Annotated in this window: 20 protein-coding genes; 1 reads left to right on the top strand and 19 read right to left on the bottom strand. The window is 39.7% G+C overall.

From position 1 onward, the window contains the following. The 5 genes from T498_RS14705 to T498_RS16090 form a co-directional block, all read right to left on the bottom strand. Positions 1–945: a glycosyltransferase family 2 protein gene (locus T498_RS14705; RefSeq protein ID WP_051524565.1), complete on the bottom strand. Its 945-nt coding sequence runs from the start codon at positions 943–945 to the stop codon at positions 1–3. A gap of 23 nt (positions 946–968) precedes the next feature. After that, on the bottom strand, positions 969–1,853 hold the full coding sequence (locus T498_RS0103260; protein ID WP_081779668.1) for a glycosyltransferase family 2 protein: 885 nt from the start codon (positions 1,851–1,853) through the stop codon (positions 969–971). 18 nt (positions 1,854–1,871) lie between these two features. Beyond that, positions 1,872–2,720 carry a DUF4422 domain-containing protein gene (locus T498_RS0103255; protein ID WP_197019904.1) on the bottom strand — a complete coding sequence of 283 codons (849 nt, stop codon included), beginning with the start codon at positions 2,718–2,720 and terminating at the stop codon, positions 1,872–1,874. A gap of 63 nt (positions 2,721–2,783) precedes the next feature. Then, positions 2,784–2,921: a hypothetical protein gene (locus tag T498_RS16855; protein WP_197019903.1), complete on the bottom strand. Its 138-nt coding sequence runs from the start codon at positions 2,919–2,921 to the stop codon at positions 2,784–2,786. 58 nt (positions 2,922–2,979) lie between these two features. After that, complete coding sequence (locus T498_RS16090) at positions 2,980–4,383, bottom strand: GGDEF domain-containing protein (RefSeq protein WP_051524564.1); 1,404 nt, start codon at positions 4,381–4,383, stop codon at positions 2,980–2,982. 139 nt (positions 4,384–4,522) lie between these two features. Here T498_RS16090 and T498_RS0103240 point away from each other — a divergent pair, with 139 nt between their 5' ends. Next, positions 4,523–5,578, top strand: coding sequence for a glycosyltransferase (locus tag T498_RS0103240; RefSeq protein WP_207638269.1), 1,056 nt, complete (start codon positions 4,523–4,525; stop codon positions 5,576–5,578). Between the two features lie 238 nt (positions 5,579–5,816). Here the strand turns inward: T498_RS0103240 and T498_RS14695 are convergent, their stop codons facing one another. The 14 genes from T498_RS14695 to T498_RS14670 all read right to left on the bottom strand — a co-directional run bounded on the left by T498_RS14695 (position 5,817) and on the right by T498_RS14670 (position 23,980). After that, complete coding sequence (locus tag T498_RS14695) at positions 5,817–5,960, bottom strand: FeoB-associated Cys-rich membrane protein (protein WP_036977723.1); 144 nt, start codon at positions 5,958–5,960, stop codon at positions 5,817–5,819. Positions 5,961–6,117: 157 nt separating this feature from the next. Then, positions 6,118–8,493: a ferrous iron transporter B gene (gene feoB / locus T498_RS14690; protein WP_036977721.1), complete on the bottom strand. Its 2,376-nt coding sequence runs from the start codon at positions 8,491–8,493 to the stop codon at positions 6,118–6,120. Positions 8,494–8,508: 15 nt separating this feature from the next. Further along, the gene (locus tag T498_RS0103225) at positions 8,509–8,730 is read right to left on the bottom strand and encodes a FeoA family protein (RefSeq protein ID WP_028234679.1); all 222 of its coding nucleotides are present in this window, start codon (positions 8,728–8,730) and stop codon (positions 8,509–8,511) included. A gap of 67 nt (positions 8,731–8,797) precedes the next feature. Next, a complete protein-coding gene (locus T498_RS0103220; protein WP_028234678.1) occupies positions 8,798–9,010 on the bottom strand; it encodes a FeoA family protein in 213 nt (70 codons plus the stop codon). Positions 9,011–9,301: 291 nt separating this feature from the next. Next, positions 9,302–11,653 carry a ferrous iron transport protein B gene (gene feoB, locus T498_RS0103215; RefSeq protein ID WP_028234677.1) on the bottom strand — a complete coding sequence of 784 codons (2,352 nt, stop codon included), beginning with the start codon at positions 11,651–11,653 and terminating at the stop codon, positions 9,302–9,304. A gap of 2 nt (positions 11,654–11,655) precedes the next feature. Further along, a complete protein-coding gene (arcC, locus tag T498_RS0103210; protein ID WP_028234676.1) occupies positions 11,656–12,588 on the bottom strand; it encodes a carbamate kinase in 933 nt (310 codons plus the stop codon). Between the two features lie 12 nt (positions 12,589–12,600). Next, complete coding sequence (locus T498_RS16470; RefSeq protein WP_081779666.1) at positions 12,601–13,044, bottom strand: VanZ family protein; 444 nt, start codon at positions 13,042–13,044, stop codon at positions 12,601–12,603. Between the two features lie 55 nt (positions 13,045–13,099). After that, a complete protein-coding gene (locus T498_RS14680) occupies positions 13,100–14,476 on the bottom strand; it encodes a S1C family serine protease (protein WP_051524562.1) in 1,377 nt (458 codons plus the stop codon). 65 nt (positions 14,477–14,541) lie between these two features. Next, positions 14,542–16,374, bottom strand: coding sequence for a glutamine--fructose-6-phosphate transaminase (isomerizing) (gene glmS / locus T498_RS0103195; RefSeq protein ID WP_028234675.1), 1,833 nt, complete (start codon positions 16,372–16,374; stop codon positions 14,542–14,544). Between the two features lie 32 nt (positions 16,375–16,406). Next, complete coding sequence (locus T498_RS14675) at positions 16,407–17,918, bottom strand: LCP family protein (RefSeq protein WP_051524561.1); 1,512 nt, start codon at positions 17,916–17,918, stop codon at positions 16,407–16,409. Positions 17,919–18,075: 157 nt separating this feature from the next. Then, positions 18,076–19,431: a glycosyltransferase family 2 protein gene (locus T498_RS0103185; protein ID WP_028234674.1), complete on the bottom strand. Its 1,356-nt coding sequence runs from the start codon at positions 19,429–19,431 to the stop codon at positions 18,076–18,078. After that, on the bottom strand, positions 19,431–20,855 hold the full coding sequence (locus T498_RS0103180; RefSeq protein WP_028234673.1) for a sugar transferase: 1,425 nt from the start codon (positions 20,853–20,855) through the stop codon (positions 19,431–19,433). The genes T498_RS0103185 and T498_RS0103180 overlap by 1 nt, the downstream gene beginning before the upstream one ends. A gap of 13 nt (positions 20,856–20,868) precedes the next feature. After that, complete coding sequence (locus T498_RS0103175) at positions 20,869–22,095, bottom strand: UTP--glucose-1-phosphate uridylyltransferase (RefSeq protein ID WP_051524560.1); 1,227 nt, start codon at positions 22,093–22,095, stop codon at positions 20,869–20,871. Between the two features lie 34 nt (positions 22,096–22,129). Beyond that, positions 22,130–23,980 carry a glycosyltransferase family 2 protein gene (locus T498_RS14670; RefSeq protein ID WP_051524559.1) on the bottom strand — a complete coding sequence of 617 codons (1,851 nt, stop codon included), beginning with the start codon at positions 23,978–23,980 and terminating at the stop codon, positions 22,130–22,132. Between the last annotated feature and the right edge of the window lie 10 nt (positions 23,981–23,990).

Raw genomic sequence — 23,990 nt, 5'->3', positions numbered from 1 at the left:
CTAAACCCAAAGCCTCATCCAAAGATTATGATTTGCTCGAGTAAAGTTGTTTTCCTTATAAAATTTCATTCTGATGAGCTTAGGCTTAGTACCTATGTGGACAAACTCGTTTAATACCTTTAGCTTGTCTTCAGGTATATCCTTTAACCTAAGAATCTCACGGGCAAAAGCTCTGGCCTCATTTATAAAAGCTTTCTTTTTTGCTATAAGCCCTGAGCCCACATCCTTTGTGTTTCTAACCACCTTTTCTGAAGTAGATTCAGTGACTGCACCCATAGTATTATGCCCTGTCTGCCTGTAATATACAAGAGGCTTATCAATACAATCAACCTTGCCAAAGATAGCTCCCACTTCTAGCAGCCATGCATCATGCATTGGAACATTTTCCCATGCCACATTTTTAGACGACACCGCTAAATCACGAAGTGCTCTATTAAAGCACATAGTGGTACCCGCAGCCGGATTATCAATAAGAATCTGAGTATAGGCTGTGTTTTCAGGCAGCCTTCCAAGATATCGTATAAACGAATTATCAATTATGTTAAGATTGGCATCAGTAACATACATATCCGTAAATACGATAAGCGGCATCTTTGATGAATTGTCCACTTCCATCTCATGAAGCTTTTTCAAGCTACGTTCCATCTTGTCAGGAAGCCACACATCATCCTGGTCACACAAGAGGTAATAATCAGCCTCAACCTCATTAAGAAGATAAACAAAATTGGTCTTGGCTCCTCCGCTGGAATGACCATAGATAATCTCAATTCTATCTGGATACCGTTCATTGTATTCGTTGATTATAGCTACAGTGTTATCTTCTGAGCCATCATCGTGGATAACTATCCTAAAATTCTGGTATGTTTGTGCAAAAAGACTGTCAAGCTGTTGTTTAATGTACTGCTCACCATTATAGGTGGCAAGCAATATTGCTACATCCCTCATCACATTTCTCCCATTAATCCCATTTATCGATTGAATCCATAGCCAGTCTTTGTAATTCGTTTGAATTTAAGATTAGCTAAAAACAAGTTTAAATTTGCAAGAGAACATCCTATCTTGCCCAAAACATTACTCTTTCTAAACTGAGCCTTGTAGGTAATCATTTCGTGAAGAGTGATTATATCCTCTTTTTTGAAATAATCGCAATCATACAAAAGCTCTACAAAATCATATACAGATGCATCTGTAGCATTTGTGTCCGCTGAGATGTTGCTTCCTGTATATTTATGTATGTATTCTGAAGCTTTTAAGATGCAATACTTTTTTCCGGCCGCCATCATTAAAAGCCACAGATAGTAATCATCTGCACCATTAACTCTGACCAGATTATCAAGCCAGAACTGTGGTATGGCATCTTTTTTTATCATGCATTGACCAGGAGATATTATCTGAATACCAACTCGAAGGTAAGTTTCAAGGTCCCACACAAGATTCCAGTGCTCTGATGTTCTGTACCATTCAAGATAACTTCCATCAGCCTGCTGTAACTTCGCATTTGCGATAATAATATCCAACCCTGACATATTAAGTGCCGTTGCCATCTTTATTAAGGCGTCCTTTTCTAGTAAATCATCCTGATCCAAAAACATAATATAATCGCCAGATGATTCCTTTAGCCCTGCCACACGGCTGTAGTGTATTCCCTTATTTTCAGGATTGGTAATTACCTTAATGTACTGGTTTGGCCCTGGCTCTGTTTCAAGCTTTTTCCAGGGACTATCATTAACAAGAATGACTTCCAGCTCATGACCGTTTTGAAGTAACAGGTCTCTGTTTGCATCCATGCAGGCCACATAGTCCTGCATATACTCCGCCCCCTCATAAAAAGGAGTTATCACCGATATTTTCATAAGTTATTCACCCTTATTTTACATACTCGCCTTGTATTTCTTTCCAAAAAACTTGGCCTGCAAAAATCCTATTATCTTTTTAGGCCAATTGATTTTTTGCATATCTATCACAGGACATTCTACAAATGAAAGTCCTTCTTCATGTCTTTTTTCCACCCAGACATTGAATAGAATTTCGCTTACTCTTCCAAATAGACGTGCCGAAAAAGCATCCAGATTATTTACATCGATTTTAGATTCCAGCTGCTCTAAAATATCAAACAGCCAAGTGCAATAATCGTTCAATTCCTTCTTTGGCATTATCGCCATATTAAACATATAGCCCCAGGTTCTATTATAGACCTTTTCAAGAGCCTTGATATAATCAGGATGTGATTGAACGACTATCTCCTTTGCCAAATCAAGATGCATGCCATCTAAAGTGTGGGCATAATGACTATACAAGCTTTCGATATAATAACGTCTCTTTTTAGGTACCACAATATCTGCTCTGGTAAGAAGAGCTACGGCTTCGTCATGAGATAACACTGATTCGAAAGCCCCATGCTTCTTTCTGTAGGCAATGGATTTCATAGAAAAATATCTTCTGTAATGTACAAGACCTATAGCATCTGCATTCATATTCTTCCAGGCATAATACAATCCTGTAAGCTCGCAGTAATATGGATTTTTCTCGGAGATATTATCTCCATCGTCATCCCTTAAGATAGCGCCAGTCTCCTGATGTGTTTTAGGCACGTGGGCGCCTGGACAATCCTTTACTCTTATTCCCTTTTTGCCTGCCGCACCGACCTGTAAGGGAATATAGTCCTCGCCATCAGCAACCTGAAAAGCTTTATGGCAAGCTATTATTATCTTTATATCCAAAATAATCTCCTAAAATATAAGGGCACCCCGCAAGGTGCCCTAAACCTTTACTTGATATGAAAATTACGAATCCTCTTCGTCCTCTTCATCTGCTATAGCTGCCGCAGCCCCCGACACCGCAGATACAACTGCAATAACCGCTACAACTACTACTAATAAGATCAATACAAAAAAGAAAATTAAAAATCCCTGTTCTGTCATCCTTAACCTCCTCTTCTAAATTAAGGATATTATACCTCACAAGTAATACAAACGCAAATTATCTATAAGTTCCATATCGTTCCTTATGCTGTTCTTTAGATGAATACATTCTCTTATCAGCTCTGGCAAATACGTCATTAACGTCGTTATCCTTATCATGCTCGTAGGTAGCCAGGCCTACAGCTGCAGAATATCTTTCATGATCTGCCTTGCTATCATCAGCAAAAGCTTCAGCAAATTCCTTGTTTAATTCATCACAAAGCTCGTATCTTTGCTCGTAATCTTCTCCTGTAAGCAATGCCACAAATTCATCTCCACCAATTCTATAAACTGGAGAGTGTTCAAAGGTCTTACACACAAGCTTGCAGCAGCCCTTGATATAAATATCACCTTTTTCATGTCCATATAAATCGTTAATCTTTTTAAGATTATTTACATCTACCATTACAAGAGCAAACTCTAAAACCTCACCCTTCGCTATTCGCTTTTCAATCTTCTGCACCTGTGTATCATAAGCTTTTTTCGAACCAACTCGAGTGAGAGCATCCTTATATGCCATCTCAGAAATCTCTATGATTTCATCCTTACTCTTGGTGTAGTTAGACATATTAAAGAGATTCTCTTTTGCAATCACAAGAGATGCTCTATATAATATTTCAAGTTCATTTTTCGTAGATATGTTCAAGCTCTCATATTGATTCAAGCCTTCGTATCTATCCTTTTCAGATTCCCTCTTAAGGCTTAAAATACACTTGACCATCTTCTTCATAGGGCCAACAATGTCTCGATAAATTACAAACATTATTATTCCCCAAATCGGAATCATGAAAAGAATGCAGAACAATGTAACGCCGATAATAAAGTCGATGTTTCCATTCTTTATTTCATCCATTGACATATCAACGCATGCGCTGCAGACATAGTTTTTCTCTTCATCAAAAATAGGAGTCACAACAGTAAGAATGTTTTCTCCATTTTCAATTAAAGGGAGAGCTATTGTGCCACCTGCGCCTGTCTTCAAGTCATCTATTCTTTCCTGGAAAGGCTCACCATATTCATATACAGCTCCTACGCTTTCTTCACTTTCTCTAAGTGGTTCCTCCGTATACTCATCATCCAAATCCATTACGTTTATGCCACCATCGGAAGTGCAAACCCACACATACATATACTTGATGTTAGGATAATTCGCCTTTAAGGTGTAATAATACTTTATAGTCTCATTATATTTTTCTGACTCAAATCCTTTTTCCAAAAACTCATCAATGTATTCAGTAGGAAATGCCTCTGCCATAAGCATTGTTGCGCCAGTGCCCATTTCCGTACTCTGCGCTATCATTTCTTTTTCGAATCTTTTATATGTAACTTGGGCCACTACAAAAAGTGTTATCAACATGCCAAGCACTATCATTAGCGGAAGCTTAACTGCTATGAAGTTAGTTTTTTTGAATTTCGGTGTCATGACTATCCCCTCAAAATCAATCACTTTAAATTAGCTTTATCTTAGCAAATGATTGTGTACGCATATTCGCATAGTTGTGAATTTTTTATGTTTTTGGTATATTTGAAGTATGAATGAAGAGATTAAATTTTCCATAATAGTGCCTACTTATGGAGTGGGTGATTATATTGGCGATGCACTTGGCTGTTTGATGATGCAAACATATGGTAATTTTGAAGTCATTGTTGTTGATGATTGCTCACCAGATAATTCTGGAGAAATAGCAAGAAGCTTCCTCGAAAGAGATGATCGTTTTATCTATGTTAGACACGAGCAGAACCAAGGAGTTTCGTGTGCCCGTAACACAGGCATACAGCGTGCCACCGGAGACTATATTCTTTTCTTAGATCCAGATGATTTATACGAGCATAATTTACTGAGAGTTTGCGCCGCAACGCTTGAGCGCAATCCTGTAGATTTACTTGTGTACAGTTTCACAGAAGATTATCGAAATGAAGCTGGCAAAATAGAATACATGAAGGGTATCACTCTTGATTTGATGGATTACGACGATGATATGGTCACCACCAGAGATGATGCCACTATCCACAAGATGGCCATGCAAATGGAAGAAATCACCATGCTTGGCTATCCATGGAACAAGTGTTACAAGACCAGCGTAATCAAGGAAAATCATTTAGAATTTCAAAAGATTAAGCACGTAGAAGACATCCTCTTCAACTGTGATTTTTTGGATTACACAACTTCCCTCACGGTACTTAACGACGTGCTATATCATTACCGCAATCAAGGCCAGGCTCGCCTGACTGGCGGTGACATCCACGATTACTTCAAGCTACAAAAAATCCGCATAAACAGAATTTACGAACAGCAACAGCAATGGAAAACCTGCGACTTCGAAGCACTTGGCATTCTTTCAAAAGAATACTTTAGAAGCTTCCAATCCGCTATGGTTCGACAGCTTGAAAATGGAGTCAAAGGAGACGACATTATCAAATGGTGCAACAAGGAGTCCGAGACCGAAATGTACAACGAACTCAAGCGCTATCTTCCTGACAACTCCACCACACTCAAGCTCCTTTACAAGCCACTCACCGAGGGCATGTTCGGGACTGCGTTACGCCGCGCCCGCCTGATGGAATACACCAAGCACCACTTCCCTGGAGTATTTAACAGAGCAAAACAACTCCGATAACGCCTGCGGGTTACACTCACAAGCATTTAGATTACAAAAAGCCACTAGGTTACGCTCACAAGCTTTTAGATTACAAAAGCCACTCCGTTACGGCTACAAGCATACTATCTCTCCGCTCGGCGAAGAATGCCTCGCTTGAGAAATAGTATAGCTTGATGCCTACAGAGTGGCTTATTTAATGTACTGAGTTTGTTCGGTAACCTGTGGCTTATTTTACGTAACGAGCTTGTTCGCTGTCCTAGTGGCAGCCGCAGCTTCCACCGCAGTGGCCGCAGTCGCCGCCGCATGCTGGATGCTCGCCGCGCTTATGCGCCTTAACCATCGAACGTATAATCGCTGCTACGATTGCAGCTAGTATTGCTACTACTATAAATGTACCCATGTTACTACCCTCATCCGTCAGCTTGTCTAATCGCTGACTCTTCTAATAACAGCTAGTAGGTAACAAGCTATTTATATTCTTAAGCTCGACATTCCTAGTCGAGCGAAGAATATTAATGCTTGTAACCGTAACTAGCGTCATGTTTAGAACATCTAAACTATTTGTTATACTTGTCTTTGCGGAACAATCCATAGAGGAGCAAGCAGATAGCTGCTATTCCAAAGATTGTGCCGAAAGTGAATCCTTCGCCTGTGAATACCTTGCCTACCTGGTAAACGATGAGTCCGATTATCCAAGCGAAACCACACTGGTAGCCAATGGCTGTCCAGAACCACTTTGTATTGTTCATCTCACGCTTGATTGCACCCATAGCTGCGAAGCAAGGAGCACAAAGAAGGTTGAATGCAAGGAATGCAAAACCTGAAGCGTCTGTAAATGCTGCACGCATTGTCTCGTAAACATCACCTGATGCACCGTAGATAATAGCAAGTGTACCAACGATGTTTTCCTTAGCTACAAGACCTGTGATTGATGCAACAGTTGCCTCCCAATCGCCAAATCCAAGTGGAAGGAATATCCATGCAAGACATCTACCAAGTGTTGCAAGGATTGAGTGATCAATCTGATCCTCCTCAAGCATTGTAAATGCTCCATCAACAACTCCAAAGAATGTACAGAACCAAACTACGATTGTTGAAAGTAAGATAATTGTACCAGCCTTTTTGATAAATGACCAGCCACGCTCCCACATGCTACGAAGCACGTTTGACGCTGTTGGCCAGTGGTATGCTGGAAGCTCCATAACGAATGGTGCTGGGTCGCCAGCAAACATCTTTGTCTTCTTAAGCATAATACCTGATACGATGATTGAGAAAATTCCAAGGAAGTAAGCTGATGGTGCAACCCATGATGCTCCACCAAAGATAGCGCCTGCAACCATTGCAATAAATGGAAGCTTAGCTCCACATGGAATAAATGTTGTTGTCATAATTGTCATCTTACGGTCTCTATCATTTTCGATAGTACGTGATGCCATGATACCAGGAACACCACAACCTGTACCGATAAGCATTGGAATAAATGACTTACCAGAAAGACCAAACTTTCTGAAGATACGGTCCATGATGAAAGCTACACGAGCCATGTAACCGCATGCCTCAAGGAATGCAAGGAAGATGAAAAGTACAAGCATCTGTGGAACGAAACCAAGTACAGCACCTACACCTGCTACAATACCATCAAGGATAAGTCCCTTAACAACATCATTACAATTGATAGCATCTAATGCTGACTCAACATACACTGGAATACCAGGAATCCAAATTCCATAGTTTGCAGGATCTGGCTCTTCATTTGCTTCAACATAAGCCTTTGCTGCTGCATAATCATCAAGTGTTGCTGTCTCATATTCAACTGCTGCTGTTTCCTCATCCTCTACAGGATAATCAAAATCACCTGTAGGCTCTGAACCGTTTTCTTCTACATAGATATCATATCCATCTACGATAAGCTGATTTGCTGTGAACTCATCTGCTGCATCAGCATACTTGCTTGAACCGATTGCAAACAAATGCCAGCCATCGCCGAATACGCCATCATTTGCCCAATCAGTAGCCCATGTACCAACTGTTGTAACTGATACATAGTATACAAGGAACATAACAACTGCAAAAATAGGAAGTGCAAGGAATCTATTAGTAACAATCTGATCAATCTTATCAGATGTTGTCATACCCTTTGAAGCCTTCTTTACACAACCATTAATAATTGTGCCGATGTAATTGTATCTCTCTCCAGTGATGATTGACTCAGAATCGTCATCCATCTCCTTCTCGCATGAAGCAATATCCTTTTCGATATGAGAAATAACATCCTGTGAAAGACCAAGCTTCTCCTGAATCTTAGTATCACGTTCAAACAATTTGATAGAATACCATCTCTGAACATTCTCATCATCAATGTTATGAAGGCAAAGCTCTTCAATGTGAGCAAGTGCATGCTCTACAGAACCATCAAATCTATGCTTTGGTGACTGTGGCTTAGCTTCCTTAGCTGCCTTTACTGCCTCAGCAACGATTTCCTTAAGACCTCTGTTCTTAAGAGCAGAAATCTCAGTTACAGGAACTCCGATTTCTTCTGAAAGCTTTGCTGCATTAATCTTATCACCGTTCTTTTCAACTACATCCATCATGTTGATGGCGATTACTACTGGAATGCCAAGCTCAACAATCTGAGTTGTAAGATAAAGGTTTCTCTCAAGGTTTGTACCATCGATAACATTGATGATTGCCTCTGGCTTCTCATCGATAAGATAGTTACGAGATACAACCTCCTCTAATGTATATGGAGAAAGTGAATAGATACCTGGAAGATCGACGATTTTTACTTCCTTATCTCCTTTGTACTTTCCCTCTTTATACTCAACAGTAACACCTGGCCAGTTACCTACGAACTGGTTAGAGCCTGTGAGTGCATTAAACAATGTTGTTTTACCGCAGTTAGGGTTACCTGCTAGCGCAATACGAATTCCCACTGTACTTTCCTCCTTCTATTCTACTTCTATCATCTCAGCATCAGCTTTACGAACTGAAAGCTCATAGCCTCGTACAGTAATTTCTACTGGATCTCCAAGTGGTGCAATCTTTCTTACATAAAGCTCAACACCCTTTGTAATTCCCATGTCCATAATTCTACGCTTCACTGCGCCTTCACCACCGATTTTAGTAACTTTGACTGTTTCGCCAATATTTACTTCTCGAAGTGTCTTCATAGATTTTCTCTCCTTTACAATTTAAAAATGATGTAAGCCTCGCTTACTAGAACGCTGCTCGCATTCCTTAAACAAAAATCTTCTGAGCAAGCTGTTTATCCACAGCTACTCTCGATTCTTTTACATTGATGATTAGGTTTCCACCTATTTCATTGACAACTGTGACATGTCCACCAGGGACAAATCCCAGCTCCTGTAGATGGCGCTTCACTTCTTCTGAACCGCCTATTCTTTTAATCATTTGTTCTTCGCCAGTTGGCGCTACTACTAATGGCATCATATATATTTCCTTTTACATGTAAAATTTGTTAGATAAGTTGCACAAAACTTAATTATGTATAACTAATGTTTGGTTACGCAAATTATTGTTAGCCTCTTCTAACGCATTTAGTAATTTATCACAAACTTGAGAAAGTTTCAAGCCCCTAACTCAGGTTTTGTTCATAAAATTTATGTTTCACACATCAACATAAAGTACTATATGACAAAGTAATACAAATCAAACCTCCAAGCATTTTAAAAATGTGCAAAAAAAAAGAGAGCCTTGTATCAAGACTCTCTAAATATCCTATTAAACTAATCCAATAAGAATTCCTATTGTATGTACTATAAATGCGCATATCCAGGCTACACCACATTGCCACAAGACAATGCACACAGCCCATTTATTTCCCATTTCTCTTTTGATGGATGCAATAGCAGCCACACATGGTGTATATAAGAGTGAGAAAATCAATAAGCAAAAAGCTGTAAGATTTGTCATGGCAGCGCCAACGCCCTGTTCGCCAAACAATACTTCCAACACTGATACCACACTTTCCTTAGCCATAAATCCAGAGATAAGTGAAGTGCATATTCTCCAATCTCCTAAACCAATTGGTGTAAAAAGTGGCACCAATCCGCCAGAGATAAACGCTAAGATGCTATCCTTTTGATCACTAACCAAATTGAGATGTGTGTCAAAGCTCTGGAGTACCCAAACAACAACTGTAGCTAAAAAGATAACAGTGAATGCTCTCTGCAAGAAGTCCTTAGCTTTTTCCCACAAAAGCTGTATAACATTTCTAGCACTTGGCAATCTGTAATTTGGAAGCTCCATAACAAAAGGAACTGCCTCACCTTTAAAGCGCACCTTCTTAAAAAATAAGGCTGCTAATACGCCAAGAATTATACCTATAAAATAAAGTGCTGTAATCACAAGCCATCCGTGATTTGGAAAGAATGCTGCTACAAAAAATGTATAAATAGGCAATTTTGCTGTACAGCTCATAAACGGTGTCAGAAGGATTGTCATCTTTCTGTCACGGTCACTAGGTAATGTACGAGTAGACATTACCGCTGGAACAGTACAACCAAATCCAATCAGAAGTGGTACAATGCTTCTTCCAGAAAGGCCAATCTTTCTAAGCAGCTTGTCCATGAAAAAGGCCACTCTTGCTATATATCCACTATCCTCTAATATCGATAGGAAAAAGAACATAGTGATAATGATAGGCAAGAAGCTTAACACCCCTCCCACGCCTTCGAATATACCGCCTATTACAAGCTCATGAACGGTGACATTAACATTTGCCGCAGTCAGCAGCTTGTCAGTAATATCCGTCAGGTATGCAATGCCAGACTCTAACAGGCCTTGAAGCCAGGCGCCTATTACATTGAAGGTTAAAAAGAAAACTAATGCCATTACCAAAACAAATATTGGAATAGCCGTGTATTTACCAGTAAGCCATCTATCTATTCTCTGGCTTCTAATGTGTTCCTTGCTTTCCTTTGGCTTGATAACACATTCATTACAAATCTTTTCGATGAATGCGAATCGCATATCGGCCATAGCTGCGCTTCTGTCGAGGCCACGCTCTTTTTCCATCTGTTTTGTGATGTGCTCAAGTGTCTCTATTTCATTTTCGTCTAAATCAAGACTCTTGATTATTTGAACGTCATTTTCTATGGCCTTGCTTGCAGCAAATCTAACAGGAATATCTGCCCTTTTAGCATGATCTTCCATCAAATGAATAACTGCATGAATGCATCTATGTACCGCACCACCATTATCATTTTCATCGCAGAAATCATCTACCTGTGGCTTTTCTTGATAGTATGCAATATGAATGGCGTGGGCAACAAGCTCATCAATACCTTCATTTTTAGATGCAGATATTGGAATGACTGGCACCCCCAGCATCATCTCCATTCGGTTAATATCAACTGAGCCGCCATTGCCTCTCAGCTCATCCATCATATTAAGAGCTACTACCATAGGGATGTTTAGCTCTAACAATTGCATTGTCAGATATAGATTTCGCTGGATATTTGTAGCATCTACAATATTGATGATGGCTTTTGGCTTTTCGTGCAACACGAAATCTCTACTAACCAATTCCTCGCTGGAATATGGTGACATGGAATATATTCCTGGCAAATCCGTGATGCATGTATTTTCCTTACCACGAATCCCACCATCTTTTCTATCAACCGTAACTCCTGGGAAATTACCTACGTGCTGATTGGAACCAGTCAACTGATTAAAGAGTGTTGTCTTTCCGCAGTTCTGATTTCCAACTAATGCAAATGTAAGCTTTTCTCCCTTTGGTAAAGGTTTCCCCTCGCCTTTAGCATGATATTTGCCCTCCTCACCAAGGCCAGGATGGTTAATGTCATGCTTCGCTTTTTTTATCGTATTTACGGATTCTGATTTGTGGTCGATAAGGGTGGCTTTTATTTGATCAGCATCAGCCAGTCTGAGTGTAAGCTCGTAGCCATGGATACTCAGCTCCATTGGGTCTCCCATAGGTGCCAGCTTAACCAAAGTAACTTCTGCGCCTGGAATAACTCCCATATCTAAAAAATGCTGCCTAAGTGCGCCTTCCCCACCAACTTCTTCAATTCGGGCTGTTTGCCCAATTTGTAAGTCCTTAACTGTCATTATTACTTTCCAATCATTGTACCAGTCTGGCCGCCTACGGCATTACCGGCATCTGATAATTTTGTAATGAGGACTTTTCTGATTGCTGAGTCCCCAATATAATCAATGGCTGCCTGAATCTTTGGAGCCATATTTGTAGCACCAAATTCACCAGCCTCTAACATCTTCTTTGCTTCTGCAACAGAAATGTAATCAAGTGGCTGCTCGTCTTCCTTGCCAAAGTTCTTACATACCTTAGAAACTGATGTAAGAATTACAAGCATATCTGCATCAAGCTCTGATGCAAGAAGTCCTGCTGCTGTGTCCTTTTCTACTACAGCAGATGCGCCCTTAAGTGAGTGGTCCTGTGTAAGAACAGGGATTCCGCCACCACCTGCAGCTATAACAACCTGATCAGCATCACAAAGTGCTTTAATCGCATCAATCTCAACAATTTCCATTGGCTTTGGAGCAGCTACGATTCTGCGGTATCCACCTTCAACTTCTACTGTGTGATTGCCCTTAGACTCCTCTCTTTCAGCCTCTTCTGCAGTCATCACTCTGCCAATGATTTTTGTTGGCTTGTAGAAAGCTTCATCATATGGGTCTACTGTCACCTGAGTAAGGATTGTTGATACTGGCTTGTAGATTCCTCTGCCTACCAACTCAGAACGAATTGCCTGCTGTAGGTCATATCCAATATAACCCTGACTCATAGCTGAACATACAGACATTGGAGTAGGAGTGTAATCTGGATGATTCTGATAAAACTCTGAAAGTGCTGTGTGAATCATACCAACCTGTGGACCATTACTGTGTGTAATAACCACCTGATAATCCTGTTTAATAAACTCTGCTACTGCAACAGCTGTACGCTTTGTTGCGTTCCATTGTTCAAGTACTGTTGTGCCAAGTGCATCATGACCAAGTGCAATTACAATTCTCTTCTTTACCATGTGAGCCTCCCTCTAGTAACGTTTTCTGCCTCTTTTATTATTTACAACTGCAAGTACTATAAGTGTTCCAAGTGCCACTCCAACAAAATCAATCCACATGTCTCTTATTTCACCTGAGCGGCCAATTACAAATAATTGTATTGTTTCATCAATAAATGCTACGAATGTTCCAACTAAGACTGGAACTGAAAGCCTATTAACAATGCCGTACAAATCCATCTGAAAATTCATACATAGAAGCACACCTAAAATAAAATACTCTGCAAAATGTGCAGCTTTTCTAACTATGAACATTCCAAAATCTGTGTTTAGTAGAAACGGAAAGATCTTTCCTAGAATCGCTAAAAATTTCCCGCTTTCAGCCTCTGATACAACTGCCGGCTGTAAGCTATGCCCCCAAATCAAACACAACCAAAGGGCAATAAGTATACGTATTATTATCTTTCTTTTTTTCATAGACTATATTGTACCATATGTAAAAAAGTGGGTACAGACCGTACCCACTTTTATTTTACTGAACTGATTCAATTTTATGTGTAAGAGTAACTGTAACTGTCTCCTCTTTGTAATCATTACTTGCCTTAGCAACAACTACTTCAACTTCTGAGCCTGCTGGCAAATACTGCATGATGTTATTAAGCGTATTAACTGATGTAACTTTACGTCCATTAAATGATGTGATAACATCTTCTGTCTCAATACCAGCTTCCTCAGCACCTGAACCTGCAACTACCTGCGCAACATATACACCTACAGGAATATCATATTGCTCTGACATTTCAGAAGTGATATCTCTACCGGCGATACCTAAGTATGATGCCTCAAGCTCTGAAACCACATCGTTGTCAACCATCTGCTCGATGATATCCCAAGCATAAGATATTGGAATAGCATATCCCATACCTTCGACTGTAGTATCAGAAAGCTTAGCTGAAACAATACCGATTACTTCGCCATCAACATTTAATAATGCGCCACCTGAATTACCAGGATTTACAGCTGCATCTGTCTGAAGCAATGTGTTAGTAACTATATTTCCGTCCTCATCAGGAATTGAAACCTCACGGTCCTTTGCAGAAATGATACCAGTTGTGACAGATGTACCATAACCCATTGCATTACCGATTACAATTGCGGTCTCACCAATCATGGTTGCGTCTGAATCTCCAAGTGTTGCAACCTTGATTGCTGAAAGAGTATCTTCTGGAATATCAGAGATTTCGACTGAAACAACAGCTAAGTCGCATGATGAATCAGTACCTTTGATTGTTCCCTCTACAGCCTCGCCATCATTGAATGTGATTGTAAGAGTCTCTGCTCCACTAACAACATGATTGTTTGTGGCGATATAGATATAATCCTCATCCTGAGCAACAATAATACCAGAACCTGCTGATGTGCTCTCCTGCTGAACTGTTCCAAAGAATGTCATATATTCTTTCAATCCTACATTTGTAACCTGCACAATAGCTGGAAGAACATTTTCAGCGATTGATGATACATCTGTAGAAGCTGTAGTAGAAACTGCGCTAGCAGTTTTGCTGGTTGTTCCAGATGCTACTTTGTTGCTAGACTTACTTGATGAACTGCTTGATTTTGTTTCTTCCACTGCTGCGGCATCATTTCCAAAAAACTTCTGAGTCGCTAGACCAACCGACTGGAAAGTGACACCTGCAACCAATCCAAATACCAAAGCAATAGCAGCTGTCTTACCCAGCTTTGCTCCAAATCCACCAGATTTCTTCTGCTTTTTATTATTTCTACCGTCATCATATGGCGACCACTGATAATATGATTCGCCCTGGTTTATCTCTTCCTTCTTGTAAGAATAAGTTCCATTCTTTTCTGGCTCATTGTCTTTTGAGCCATTGTTGTAAAAATCACTCATAAACTCGCCTCCATTTCATTTCATGAACGTAGAATAATCCTGAAATGTGACAACCACGTGACGGTTTACTCAACTGTAACTGATTTTGCTAAATTTCTTGGATGATCAACGTCAAAGCCCTTGCCTACAGATACATAGTATCCGAATAACTGCAATGGGATGATTGCAAGTGAGTTAGTGAAGTATCTATTTGTCTGAGGAATGTACATAACATAATCTGCAACATCCTCGATGTCCTCATGTCCTACTGTTGTAACAGCCAAGATAAATGCACCACGAGTCTTGCACTCAACAATATTTGATACTGTCTTAGCATAAACATTTTCCTGAGTTGCAACTGCGCCTACAAGTGTGCCCTCTTCAATAAGAGAGATTGTTCCGTGCTTAAGCTCGCCAGCAGCGTATGCTTCTGAGTGAATATATGAGATTTCCTTAAGCTTAAGTGAGCCTTCCATAGCGATTGCATAATCGATTCCACGACCAATAAAGAATACATCCTTAGCAGCTACGAATCTGTTAGCAAATCTCTGGATACGCTCTTTGTTTCCAAGAAGCATTTCAATCTGCTCTGGAAGCTTCTTCAAGTCTGAAATGAGCTCTTTCATCTCATCAGCCTTAAGTAATCCTCTTACATCTGCAAATTTCATTGCAAGTAAGTAAAGTGCTATAAGCTGAGCAGAGTATGCCTTTGTTGTAGCAACTGAAATCTCAGGGCCGGCCCATGTGTACATAACCTTTTCTGACTCACGAGCAATTGATGAACCTACTACGTTTACAATTGCAAGTGTCATATTGCCCATAGCGCGAGCCATACGTACAGCTTCCTTTGTATCAGCTGTCTCACCAGACTGGCTGATAGCGATAACAAGCTCGTTCTCCTGTAAAATAGGATTACGATATCTGAATTCTGAAGCGATGTCTACCTCTACTGGTATACGAGCCATCTCTTCAAATACATATTTTGCAGTAACGCCTGTATGATAAGCAGAACCGCAGGCAACAATTCTGATTCGAGAAATTGACTTAATCTCTTCATCAGTCATGCCAAGCTCTTCAATATCTACTGTGTCGTTTTTAATACGTGGATTAAGAGTATCACGAACAGTCTTTGGCTCCTCGTGGATTTCCTTAATCATAAAGTGATCATATCCACCCTTTTCAGCAGCATCCACATCCCAATCGATTGTCTTAGACTGCTTTTCAATTGGCTGACCATCAACATCAAAGAATTCAATGGAATCCTCTGTAAGCTTTGCGATTTCTTCATTTTCGATGAAGTATACTTCGCGGGTATATTTAAGTACTGCAGGTACATCAGATGCGATAAGATTGCCATCCTTACCAAGACCTACAATAAGTGGACTATCTTTACGAACAGAGTAAATCTGATCTGGATAATCAGCAAAGATGATTCCAAGTGCATATGCACCCTCTACACGGTGCATAACCTTTGTTACACATGTAAGAGGATCATGTCCCTGCTTGTAATAATAATCAAGAAGATGTGCAACAACTTCTGTATCTGTTTCAGACTTGAAGTTGTATCCACGCTTAATAAGCTTATCCTTAAGCTTTGCATAGTTTTCAATAATACCATTGTGAACTACTGCGATTGTCTCATCTTCATTTAAATGTGGATGCGCATTTGCCTCACTAGGCTCACCGTGAGTAGCCCAACGAGTATGACCAATACCGATAGTACCTTGCATTTTTGCACCATCGTGAGTCTTCTCACTTAAAAGACGAAGACGTCCTTTAGCCTTCTCATACTCAATCTTCTGACCGTCATAAACAGCCATACCAGCTGAATCATAACCTCTATACTCAAGCTTGCCAAGGCCGTCCAAAAGAATTGGAGCAGCCTGAGACTTACCAACGTAACCTACTATTCCACACATATATCTAAATTCCTTTCAATTATAAAACCTAATTAATCAGATTCCTGAGTAACCTCAGCACTGTTTTCTGTAAAGCCCGTCTCATTAACGATATGATCACTGATTACATCGACAGTATCATCTGTTGCATCGTAATCTTCCTGCTCATAAAGTAACTCATGTAACTTAGAAACATTTGATGCTAATGTACATGGAACAACTACACTACCTGTCTTCTTGCTGATTGTTGTTGTCTTAAGTGCAAATGGGAAACCTGATGATTCAACGATCTCATAATCTCCTGCAGCTGTTGCCATAGAGATGCACTGTGAAAGTGACAAGCTTGTTGAGATTTCAGGGAATACATCATCTGCAATCTTGTTGATTGTACCGATATCAGCCTTCTTAATCTCTTCAACAATCATCTTAACTACCATACGCTGGTTCTCAGCTCTACCGTAGTCGTTATCAACAGCATATCTGTTTCGGCAGTAACCAACTACCTGTGCACCATTCATATGATATACACCTGGGCTGCTAAAGTAGCAATCGCTCTGCTTGTAGTAATCCTTTTCATTTGGATAATACTTAAGTACGTTTTCTACCTCTGCGATATATCCAGCAAGAGCATTCTGACCTGTCTCAGGGTTGTTTGTGTTAATCATCTTCTGTGTAACTTCAAGGTCAAGTCCACCCAAATCATCAACAACCTTTGCTAAAGCATTGAAATCTACTGCTACATAACCAGAAATCTTAAGGTCAAGGTTTGTGTTGAGCATGCTGATAGCAGTCTCTACACCACCATGGTTGTATGCATAGTTACACTTTCTATATGTTCCTTCTGTAATCTGTAAGTAAGTATCACGCTGTACAGATACCATCTTAACTTCCTTAGTATCATTATTAATAGATACAAGCATGATAGTATCAGAGTTACCACTGTCGAGATTACCGTTTGAACGGTTATCAACACCAAATAAAGCAATTGTTGTGTAATTGCTGAGGATTTCCTCTGTCTCTGTATCAAGGTTGTTAACCTCGATTTCATCCATATTGATGTTATCCCAATTTACTTTTCCAAATTTGTTCCAGAAGAAGAATACAACTAAAAGCACAAGGAGTAATACTATTTCGATAACAAAAATTGTTCTTCTTGCTTTTGTCTTTTTCTTTCTAGAACCACCGCCTCTTCTGCTTGAGCTAGGGCGTCTGTTTGAAGATTTACCAGAGCCTGATCTGCTGCCAGAGTGAGCCCCATAGCTAGAATGACTAGCTGATGAGCGACGCTGTCCACTTGCAGATCTGTGGGGACCTGCTGATGATCTTCTAGCACCTGTTCTTGAATCTGATGCTGAACGTCTACCTGAAGCTGACCGACGATCTGCTGGTTCATCATCGTAATATTCGCTTCCTAAATCGTAATCATAAAGCTCGATTTCATCATCTAATGACATATCAGATCTTCTATTTGAGCTTCTGTTATAGTCTCTGTTTACGTTTCTGTTAACGCTTCGGCCTCTACTACTGCTGCCTCTTCTTAAATCGTAATCGTCGAAATTACTCATTAATCTATACTCTCCATTCGTACTTTGTAATTCACTTCGATTTGTGTCATTCGCATAAAAAACACGAATCTAAGTTAGTCTACTCTATGACTTCTTATCTTGTCAAGAAACACGTAATAATTCTGTCATAATTAATAAAAAAACTAAAAAGATTTTGCTAGTTTTCCTCTTGTGTTCCTGGAAGGATATAATTCTCCATTCCAATTGGTAAATTTTTATTATAGAAGCTATCTCCCAGAGCTATTTTTTCGCCATGTTTTTCCATGATAATTTCATGCCCTTCCGTTGAGGTGATAACATCTTTCTTTTTTCTTCTGGCAATAACCTTCGGTACTACCACTGTCCTAAAACCTCTGGCTTTGGCCCTTAAACAAAAATCAAGCATGGCATCCTGCCCTGAAAGCTTCGTGTCAAAACCATGCAGCATACGATACACCTTGGCATCAATTAGGCAGCAGCCGCAATCTACCATGGAAACATCCCTTGCCATGCTAGCCAGTCCATCATAGCTGTCTCTAAAGATTTTCTGACCATGAAATGCCGGATACCAGGCCCCATCATTATCAAATATATATCCCACATTATCTATAGTAAATCCTCTGTCAATAAATCTGGCACCTACAACTGCAACATCAGGCTGCCTAAGATATGCGTACATTCGCTTTACATTATTTCTGGTGTAGAGCTTTACATCATCATCCTTTAAGAACATGTAATCACCAGCAAAACGTCTGAATTCTGAATCATCATATTCCAGATGCCATTTTTTAAGTGATGCATCAACTCTTCCTATAGAAATAATTCCATCTTTTTGCAAATAAGATATTGCAAGGGCCATATGCTCCTTGCAGGAATAATTGGCAGCCGCTCTTTCTTCTTTATTAAGAGGCTTATCTGTGGAACGCTTGTGGTAAATAAGAGAAGCAATATGCTCTATTCTTTCTTTTTTATATGCAGCTCTTAAAATATATTCATAAAGATAAGCAGCCTGTGCCTTTTCATTAAAACTGCCCAAGCTTTTATATAAATCGCAAGATAAGCAAATAAAATTCCCGATATAATTCGTCTGCAAAAAAAGTTCTTTATTAAAGTCTGGCTTAAAATGTGGATTCTTTCTGTCAAGGCCAATCAGCTCGTCATGGTCGGAATAAATTATGGCCTTTTCTCCATCTAAGTCATTTATTTTTTCATTTAATAATGACAGCGTGTTAGAACTTAATCTATCATGCTGCCCTAGATAAACTAAATAATCCCCTTCAGCAAAATGTGCACCTATGTTGTAAGCATAGGCGCCACCTGATTTCTTTTTGAGTCTACGATAATGAACCTTGTCCACAATGTCTGGGAAGAATTCTTTAATCGTAATCTCAATCGCATTCGAGGGATTATTATCCAAAATATATAATTCAAATTCACGATATTCCTGTTCATCAATGGACTCGAGACAATCCTTAAACTGCTCCATGTCTGTCTCGTTTGTCCATACTACTAAGGAAAAATATGTATCTGCCACTACTTTGAGCCCTTTCCTCCAAATACTACTGCTATAGTTTTGAATAGAATCTTAATATCTAAACCTAGTGACCAATTAGAAATATACTCTGTGTCAAGAGCAACAACCTGCTCGAAGTCTTTGATGTCGCTTCGACCACTAACCTGCCACATACCTGTAAGGCCAGGCTTGATAGAAAGACGAGCCTTGTGATGCAATGCGTATTTTTCGTACTCGTCTTCAAGTGGTGGTCTTGTTCCCACAAGTGACATATCTCCAAGCAAAACATTCCAAAACTGTGGCAACTCATCTATAGAGTATTTTCTAAGGAAATGACCGATTGGAATGATTCTTGGATCGTTTTCCATCTTGAACATGTTGCCCTTAATTTCATTTTGAGCCATAAGCTCTTTCTTACGCTCTTCAGCATCCATGTACATGGTTCTGAATTTGTAGAACTTAAATCTACGACCATTTCTACCGATTCTGGTCTGTGTAAAGAATACAGGACCAGGTGATTGTAATTTAATGATAGGAGCAAAAATCACAAAGGCGATAAAAGAAAGTACAAGCCCTACACATGCACCTGCAATATCCATCGTTCTCTTAAAGAACGCCTGTCTATTGTTTGCAATGTGCATACTAGTTGTAAGCACTACATAATCGCCGTATGTCTCCATGATTTTGTTTGGCATAAGATTAGTGGTATGTATCAGTGACATATGAACTGTGACACCCTGTTCTACTAATCTACCTGCCAAGCTCTCCTCGCTGGCTCTGGTGTTACCATCAAGGAAAACTTCGTCAACAACATTAGTTCTAAGATACTCGAACAAGGAATCTGCGCATGCAACTACAGGGATTCCTTGGATTTCCTCGCCGACCATATTCTTATCAACAACCACAACGCCCTCAACTTTGAACTCAGTGTATGGGCTGTGGGCAATCTCAGAAAGGCAATGATCTACTGTAGTAGACTCTGCTACTACTACCATTGAGGATTTGTTTACATCCTTAAGCTTGCGGGTTCTGATTACTCGTTTCCATACTACTCTAAAGAAGTAAGTCAAGAGTACCATTGCTATACCGAAGTATGCTAATGCTGCTCGTGAGTAGTAGTATGATGTCCTGTTGGCATACATGTATACAAGGATGCCCAGGAAGTTGATCAAGCAATGCCATACCGCGGAGGTAATTTCCTGATATTTAGTTCGTCGTAAAATGCCCGTATAGGTCTCTGTAAAAAGTACACCTGTCAGATCAATGAAAGGCAAAACCTTTGCCATGTTCTGATACAGATTGTACCACTCGAATCTATCAAAGAAGATAATACTTCCTTGAAATCGCATAGATACACCTATGAAAAGTGCAAGCTCAGCAGCTAGCATATCAAGAATTATGAAATCCAGGTGCTTAACCCACGAGCGTTTCTTTTTTCTGTACAATGCTTACCCCCTGTTAGAGAACAACTCCATTTTTCTTTAAAAGTTCTCTAGCACTATCTACCGAATCAACACCGTGAAGGTTCTTGATTGGCGCAAATTCTCTAACTCTATCAACCTCAAACGCAAGGTTGCTATCCATCATATGTACCATGTCTAGTACAAGTAACTCAAACTTATATCCGTTTGGCGATTCTGGAGAAATATGATTTCCATCCTCATCGATATGAGGAATCTTCTTTTCAACCACATGCACAAGCATATTGTTATTTACAATATCATCAAGCTTCTCAAGAGAGAAAAGGTAATTAAGGATTACGCCATACTTATATAAAAGGCTTCCATCCTCAGCCTTTGCCTCTGCCATCTCATCTGACATTTCGTAATATTCAACGATAGAAGGCTTGCCATCCTCAAGGCAAAGAAGACCCATTTTTTCCTGTGGATCTACCTTACGTACAACCTTAGAACCTGCCTGGAAACCACCTGCAATAGTAGCACCAACAAATACAGGATCTGCAATTCTCTGGCAAACATTATCTACTGCAAAGATATTAATCCACTTAACGCCCTTTGCCTTTAAGTCCTTATCAAGACCAGCCTTTACCATTGATGCATACCAGCCACCATTTCCATTTGGAGAAGTAGCAAGACGTCCCTTTTCCTCAAGTAAAAGCTTGCCGTTATAATCAACAGCACAAGCCATATCCTGAACAAAGTACTGAATGTAATCTGGATTATATCCAAAATAATTATGCTCTTTGAAGAATGCTCTTGTAGTAGCATCATTCTTCTCGCTTGTCATTATGTACAAAGGTACAAAACAGCCAACCTGATTAACAACGTCCATAAGGTTGTTGATTAGGCACTGGAAGATAAATAATTCATGAGTCTCGCCAACATTGAAGCATCCCTTTGGCAAATCAAATCCGAGACGTGTTCCCATTCCACCTGCCAAAAGCACTGCTGCAACTTCGCCCTTTTTAAGAGCTTCAATACCTACAGCTTCAAACTCATCATGGCGTTTTTCAATCTCTGAAATCTCAACTGCTGGTGGCACTGAAAACTCGCCTCTTGAAGCAGCTTCAGTATCGCCAATAAGCTTAAAATCTGACCAGTTGATATTTTCAATCTGAGTTAAAAACTCACTTTTATTTTCATCAGAAAGTTCATCGAAGAACTTCATAACATGTTCCTGATTGTTGTCCTGTAAAAGCTTAATAGCTTGTTCCTTAGTATACATTATAGTTTAATCTCCTTTGCTTATCCACATATTCTTAATTTTGACTCTTAAATGAGTAATCAAACTTATCTAACGCTAGATTAGGATTGTAATAAGGATCGCCCTTATCATAGTATTTTTGCCATCTAGACTTGAATATCTTAGTCTCTTTTTCCATCCTAATCTTCTTATCAGGATTTTCCAAATCCGAACCACGGCTAACAGATTCCAAATGATACCATTCAGAAAATGGTGTGTATACACACAGCTTGCCTTTTTCTCTGAGTTTTAGGCAATAATCAACATCGTTAAATGCCACTGCCAAATCTTCATTGAAACCGCCTACGCTTTCATAATCCTGCTTGCTTGTAAGGAGGCAGGCTCCCGTCACAGCCGATAAGTCTTGTACGCATGTACTTCTATAAAAATATCCAACCTGTTCACGGCCACTGCCTAAGAATTGTGAGTTTGCAACGCCCCCCAAACCTAAAATCAATCCGGCATGCTGAACAGTATTGTTACCATAATATAATCTGGCGCCTACAGCACCTACGTCATTTCTTCTTGCAAATCCCATAAGCTCTGTTATGGCATCGGCATTAATCATTCTAGTGTCGTTATTTAGCAAAAGGATGTATTCACCATTTGCCTTGCTAACCCCGTAATTAACAAGAGCTGAATAGTTAAAGCTCTTATCATCAGGGCTACATTCTCTTGTGTAGTCCACGATTGTCGCTTTGATATCAGTGCTACATTGTAGCTTTGTGTAATATTCAAACACAGAATCCTCTGTGGAATTATTCTCCACAATAATGAATTCGATGTTACCATATGTATTTTTATCAATGATACTTTCGATACAGGCCTTTAAATCATCTTTGTGATTTACATTTGGTATGACTATTGATAAAAGCGGTGTATCAGGCCATTCGTATATTGTACGATAATAGCCAAGATGAGTATCAAGCTCTACCCTTGCTGGGATGCCCAATCTTTTGTAATGATTTTCAACAGCCCTACGACCATTTTCATAGGCATACATTTTTGCCTCTGGGTGATCGGCTGTAGAATCTGGATGAGTACGCCAGTGATATAAGACTCTTGGAATATGATAAATGTTATCGCACTTTTCCAAAACTCTAAAATCAAAATCGTGATCCTGTGCACCATCAAACTCAGAAAGGATTCCTCCGCTTTCCTTTACTATATCTGCCCTGACCACAAACAGGTGGGTGATATAGTTGTGTGAGCACAGCAAATCAATATTGAAATCCGACTTGAAATGTGGAAGGAAATATTCCTTTGACTCCATGTCGATTTTATCTTCGTCTGAATATATTGCCTGAATGCTATTGTCTTCATTTAGAGCTTTTGCAATGTAAAACATAGCATCAGGTGTGATCAAATCATCGTGATCCGTAAATCCGATATAGTCTCCAGTGGCAAGCTCAAGTGCCGCATTTGTGTTGCCGGCGATACCAGTGTTGTCTTCAAGCTTTTTGTAGATGATTCTATCATCCCAAACTCCACCGGTGGCATTTTTGATTATATCTTCAAGACCTGCTTCAGGGCTTCCGTCTCCTAAACATAATTGCCAATTAGGATATGTCTGTGCGGTGAAAGACTGTATAAGTTCTGTAAGGAACTGTTCTTTTGTGTTGTACAGAGGGATTACTATACTGATAACAGGATTGTAATCAAACTTTGTGTTACGCTGCTTTTGAAGCTCCTGCTCTGTAAGAGGATTTTCCTTAAGGAACTTCCTGTAGCTGTAATGCTCTTGATCGTGGCCCATGGCCTTTCTAATTGTTTTGGCAACAGTCTTTTTTATCCCGTAATGCTGTAGATACAAAAGACCTTTTTCTATTTTATTTTTAGGTTGTTTATATTCTTTTATTTCTTCCATGATACTCGTT

Source organism: Pseudobutyrivibrio sp. MD2005, assembly GCF_000621865.1.
GTDB lineage: Bacteria > Bacillota > Clostridia > Lachnospirales > Lachnospiraceae > Pseudobutyrivibrio.
The sequence above is the reverse complement of the archived record's forward strand: the minus strand, read 5'-3'. Positions and strand labels throughout refer to the sequence as shown.